Origin of the sequence: Chamaesiphon sp., assembly GCF_041737865.1 — a bacterium.
GTDB lineage: Bacteria > Cyanobacteriota > Cyanobacteriia > Cyanobacteriales > Chamaesiphonaceae > Chamaesiphon.
In genome coordinates this window covers 1-4609 of record NZ_JBGSQZ010000043.1, presented here as the reverse complement: position 1 = coordinate 4609, position 4609 = coordinate 1, and the positions used below count along the sequence as shown (strand labels likewise).

The window sequence follows — 4609 nt, the reverse complement described above, 5'->3', positions numbered from 1 at the left end:
GAATTTTGCTGATTTTAAAGCGGAAATTTCCACCTGTATCGGCACCGCGAATACAGACCGGAAAGAAAAGCTAGACAGCCTATTAACACTCAATTTTCAATCTTTTGCAAAAGTCCAGATCTTAACCGTTTAGAGTATAATCGTCGCTTCCGCAAGAGATTTGCGGGTAGTCCGCCGTTGGATGAGCAGTTCTAATTCAGCTTGTTTGTAGAAACCTTGAACCTGACGGGGTGGATAGTTGAGATCGTCCCAGATCCAATGTGTATAACCGTTAGAGTAGAAAATCAGCGGACGCTGTTTAAATTGGGCTTCGAGACAGTCGGCGTATAATCTTGCCTGTTGCTGTCCGATCCGAGGGTCGTGCTTGGTACGTTTGGCTTCGACGACAGCCAGGGGTTTACCGTCGTTGCCCCAGAGGACGTAATCGACGAATCCATTACCCGATTCATTGGGCATTCCGGTGACGGGGAATTCGCGGTCGCGGGGTGAATCTAGTGTCCACCCAGCTTCTTTGAGGAGAATATCGATGAAGTAGTCGCGGGTTTCGGCTTCGGAATAGTCGTGAGTGTCTGGCTGTTGGCTGTTAGCTAGCTTGACTTGGGCTAATTCTGCCCGTAGGCGGTGCAGTTCTGTGTCTAGGTCGTTCTTGGCAGCGAGGATGGTGGAAAGCTTTTCATCGCGTTCCTGGAGGGTAGTGGTGAGTTTTTGGAGTTGTTCGATCGTCTGTTTGGAGACGAGGATAGTTTGGGGGATGGTAGCGGGATTGAATGTGAGTCCTGATTCGGGTTTAGCTTTGCATCCGTAGGTATGGGCTAGCTAGTAGGTGATATGAAATAGTTCTTTGATGGCAACGATCGCATCGTTGGTGGGCACCGCTCGATTTTGGTGGACGGCTTGGTTGCCGATTTTGATAATCAATCGGGCTTTGGTAAATAGAGCCTCGCCCACGAGCCGTTTGAAGCTGGGTTCGTGAACGAGGGCACTGAGATTTTCTTGATAGGGAAGGGTGAGAGCATCGTCATACTGATAGAGCCAGTTGACGGTTAATTCGAGGGCACGACGGGCGTAAAAACAGGCGGTACGTGGGTCGGGATGGACGGCGACAATCGCTCGATCTGCGGCTTCGTAAATGCTAGGAAATTCGGGTTGGAGGAAGGCAAACTGACTCATTAAAATTCTATTCAATTCCTAGATCGAATTCTCTCACTGATTGAAGCTGGTCGGAAATTAACGTACATTCTGACAGCAGCGCGATATTTAAATCCGGCAATATCACGCTACGCTCGATCTGTGCGTAACCAGATGTCAGCGAGGAATCCGATCCTGTTTCTTGACGGAGGTGATAAAGTTTGAGGCGATTAGCTTCCCAAAACCAAACTTCCGTTACGCCTAACTGTTGGTAAGTTGCTAGTTTGTTAATGTTGCCACTGGTGATATTAACTTCAATCGCTAAATCTGGAATGTCCTTTTCAGCCCCGATGCAATAGCATTCATCTGGTTCTGCGCCAGCATTTTTGAGTCGATCTTTGAGCGTAGTACTGCCCAGTGGCGTATGTTGAATCTGTCGCGAAATTAAGTAACGTTCGAGCAGTGTCGCTAAACGTTTTTTGATTTTTTCATGTCTAATCGATGGCGACACAATTTCTAAGATCCCATTTAAGTAGGTAACGCGGTAGTGCGAGTTGTCTGCCAATCTCGCTAATAATGCTTCGTATGTCTGCCAGTCTACATCACTGACGATCGATGTCTCTTCTGGATCGGCAATTCGTGCTAGTTCGGCTGCGTCGATTAGTTCTTTGAGTCCACTCAGCATTATTTAATCTCCAAGATTGAGTCAAGATTAGAATTCCCTGCAACCGATCGATCTTCAAAGAATGCGGGGTGATTGGCTGTTGCGATCGCGGTTAAGATTTCACGGTCTTCGGCATTCGATTCGGCGACAGTATAATCGATTGTACTGTAGATAAACCCTGCCGCATTCCGAATCCTAATTCGATAAGATTCTCTGACGTTTTCTCTGGTTTTAGAGATCGGCGGTTTTTGCTGGAACTCTTCGATGATGGCAAAGAAAATTGCCTGAAAGCGTTCGAGATAATCTGCCCCAAACAGATAGATGTTATCTTCAAAATAATCACCAAAAGTTTCTAAAGATTCAGCCCATTTTTTTAAATCTTTATTGCGACTTGTATTTCTGTTTTTAGATTCTTTACTCAACCAAACAATTAGATCGAACAAGTCAATCAGACTACGCAACCCAGTTTGCAAACTATATTGATGAATTGAGACACATTCTTTGAGAGAATTATTAATCTCGATCGGCAAATAATAACAAGACTCTTGCCGTGCCGATTGAAAGGTTTTAATTTTGTCCCAAGCATGGAAAATCGCATTTTGCAGTTGGTAAAACTGACGTTGAGCCGCAAATTCCTTGGCTCGATCTACAATTACCTGAATCTGGGCTATTTCTTCGGATACAGCAGCTTCCTGAGAGTCTACAGAGTATTTTCGCTCTAAGGCGGCGATCGAATCGATATAGGCAATCAGATCGCTGTACTCTCGATCTAGAGAGTTGGCGATCGTCTGCAATGGGTTATCTGTTAATTGGTCACGATCGATGACTACCATTGAAATATCCTGGGATGGGTGCAATTCTGGTCAAAATGATAGTGTTTGAATTTTTAAGAACCTGGGACTAGTTGGTAGCGAGGTGATTGTCCTATCGTGCCCACTCGCACGTCTATTCTTATCATTACATAGTGGAGCCATACACGATTTAAAGTGGCTTACTCGCGCTACCTTTGGTTAATTTTCAGACGATCGCAGTAGGGCGAGATTCGGGGAGAAAGGCAAGGATAATGTCTCGGTCGGGTATACCACGATCGATTAAGTCTTGCATAATCCCGCATTCCATCCCATCGTATTCAATCGAGACTTTACCACTGTCGATTGTCACATAGATGAGGTTGCCGCGTACCCGATGCCCGCGATCCCAACCGACTTGCATCAGTGCATAACGATCTTGTCGTTCGTCAAATACGGTATCTAGGTGAATATCGCCGTGAGATGGGCGCAGTTTGGCATAGTCGCTAATTACCTGTTTGACGATCTCTCGATAGGTGGTGAGGGAATCCATTGCACGATCTCCTGTCGATCTAAGTTTATGATGGCAAGTCTCAAAGATAGCTGCTCGATCCGTTCATTTTGTGAGTTTATGAGTTCTGGTCGTAGTCGATACAAACTATCAAACTAGCTAGTAATTCTTGTAAAGTTTCATCATTAACTCGACCTAACTGTCTGACAAATCGCTCGGTAGAGATGCTGCGAACTTGTAAAACATTCCCCGCAGAATCACGATCTAGTCCACGTTCGGGACTAGCGGCGATTGGCACCATGAAGGGACGTTCGGCAAACTTTTCTTGCCAGGTGGCGACTGGAATCACAATTCTCATCGCAATCGAATTGAAAATTTTGGCACTGATGATTACTACAGGACGAGTTTTTTGAATTTCTTGTCCTCTGGTAGGATTGAGATCCACCAACCAAATTTCGCCGCGTTGGGGATTAATCATCCTCGTTTTCCCATCCTTCTACATCCAAGACTGCAAATTCTGTCAATTCTGGCTCGGTGAGAAAGTCCTGGGCGGTTGCGGGAATGTAGGGCGCGAGGTACTGATGCCGTTGTGCTAGGGGTAGAGCGGCGAGTTCTCTGAAGGATAGCTTTGAGGCGATCGCTTTTGAGGTGTTTTTTAGGCGCAGAAATTCGGTGAAATCTAGGACTTGTTGCTGTTTGTCGGGGGTTAACTGGCGGAGGTTGTTGAGGATGTCTTGCTCGATGTTGGCGATGCTTTGCATGGTTGTTCTCCTATATCTCTCTAATTTAAACCAGATCGACTTTATAGTTCTCCTCGAAAGGCGCGATGTTGAAGGGATGCGAAGAGTGCATCTAGTTCGGTGAGGGATTTGTGATGAGTGGCTTTGAGTTTTTCGATCGCTTCTACTCGTTGAGCGAACTTTTGTTGAAGATCGATGGGGGGAGCTTCAACAAGTGTAGCTTGTAGCTTTGTTTTAGAAATGTTAGGCATTGAACTAGAGGAACCTCCCGCTAGTTTCTGAATAGCTCGTCGCTTAGTTGGGTAAATGAGAAGCTGATGTAAAAAGCTTGAATTAACTGGAGCATCTTCACGCAGCCGAAAACGGAAAATTAGATCTGACATTAAAAGACGTGGAGGAGTTTCTTTGACAAGCGCACAAGCAGCAATCAATTCATAAGTGTTTTTTCGATTAAATAACAAATCTCCTTGTTTTACCTCTATCTTTGAATTTGGCTGCACATCAGGAGGAAGTGCTTTATTTTCGGATGGTTTATACTCGCACTTAGTCACCGCACCAAGTTTAAGAACTCCCCATTCTTTTCCTTCAACGGAACGATCCAAACATACTGGACTCCAGCCACTATCGATATTCAGTAGATCGCAAAGTCAATCTAAAACGGGCAAATAAATAGCTGTAACGACGGGAAAACGTCGCTCGACGGCAGTAGAGAGGAACTGCAACATGATATTCAAAGGGAACAAAGCATAGTAAACAAGCTGTCCGCCCTGTCTGGAGC

General features: G+C 45.4%; 6 protein-coding genes and 1 pseudogene. All 7 read right to left on the bottom strand.

Going from position 1 to position 4609, the window contains the following annotated elements; genetic code table 11:
- Positions 1-138: 138 nt before the first annotated feature.
- Positions 139-1170 (bottom strand): annotated as a pseudogene (locus ACEW9J_RS02945) (type I restriction endonuclease); the annotation flags it as partial.
- A 7-nt stretch (positions 1171-1177) separates the two neighbouring features.
- The gene (locus tag ACEW9J_RS02940) at positions 1178-1813 is read right to left on the bottom strand and encodes a Uma2 family endonuclease (RefSeq protein ID WP_373543653.1); all 636 of its coding nucleotides are present in this window, start codon (positions 1811-1813) and stop codon (positions 1178-1180) included.
- Complete coding sequence (locus tag ACEW9J_RS02935; RefSeq protein WP_373543652.1) at positions 1813-2649, bottom strand: hypothetical protein; 837 nt, start codon at positions 2647-2649, stop codon at positions 1813-1815. Before ACEW9J_RS02935 ends, ACEW9J_RS02940 begins: the two co-directional genes overlap by 1 nt.
- A 160-nt stretch (positions 2650-2809) precedes the next feature.
- Positions 2810-3133 (bottom strand): XisI protein, encoded by a 324-nt coding sequence (locus ACEW9J_RS02930; RefSeq protein WP_373543651.1) that lies wholly within the window; start codon positions 3131-3133, stop codon positions 2810-2812.
- Positions 3134-3209: 76 nt separating this feature from the next.
- Positions 3210-3569: a type II toxin-antitoxin system PemK/MazF family toxin gene (locus ACEW9J_RS02925; protein ID WP_373543650.1), complete on the bottom strand. Its 360-nt coding sequence runs from the start codon at positions 3567-3569 to the stop codon at positions 3210-3212.
- A complete protein-coding gene (locus tag ACEW9J_RS02920; RefSeq protein WP_373543649.1) occupies positions 3562-3852 on the bottom strand; it encodes a hypothetical protein in 291 nt (96 codons plus the stop codon). Before ACEW9J_RS02920 ends, ACEW9J_RS02925 begins: the two co-directional genes overlap by 8 nt.
- A 41-nt stretch (positions 3853-3893) precedes the next feature.
- Positions 3894-4433: a hypothetical protein gene (locus ACEW9J_RS02915; RefSeq protein WP_373543648.1), complete on the bottom strand. Its 540-nt coding sequence runs from the start codon at positions 4431-4433 to the stop codon at positions 3894-3896.
- Positions 4434-4609: the final 176 nt, after the last annotated feature.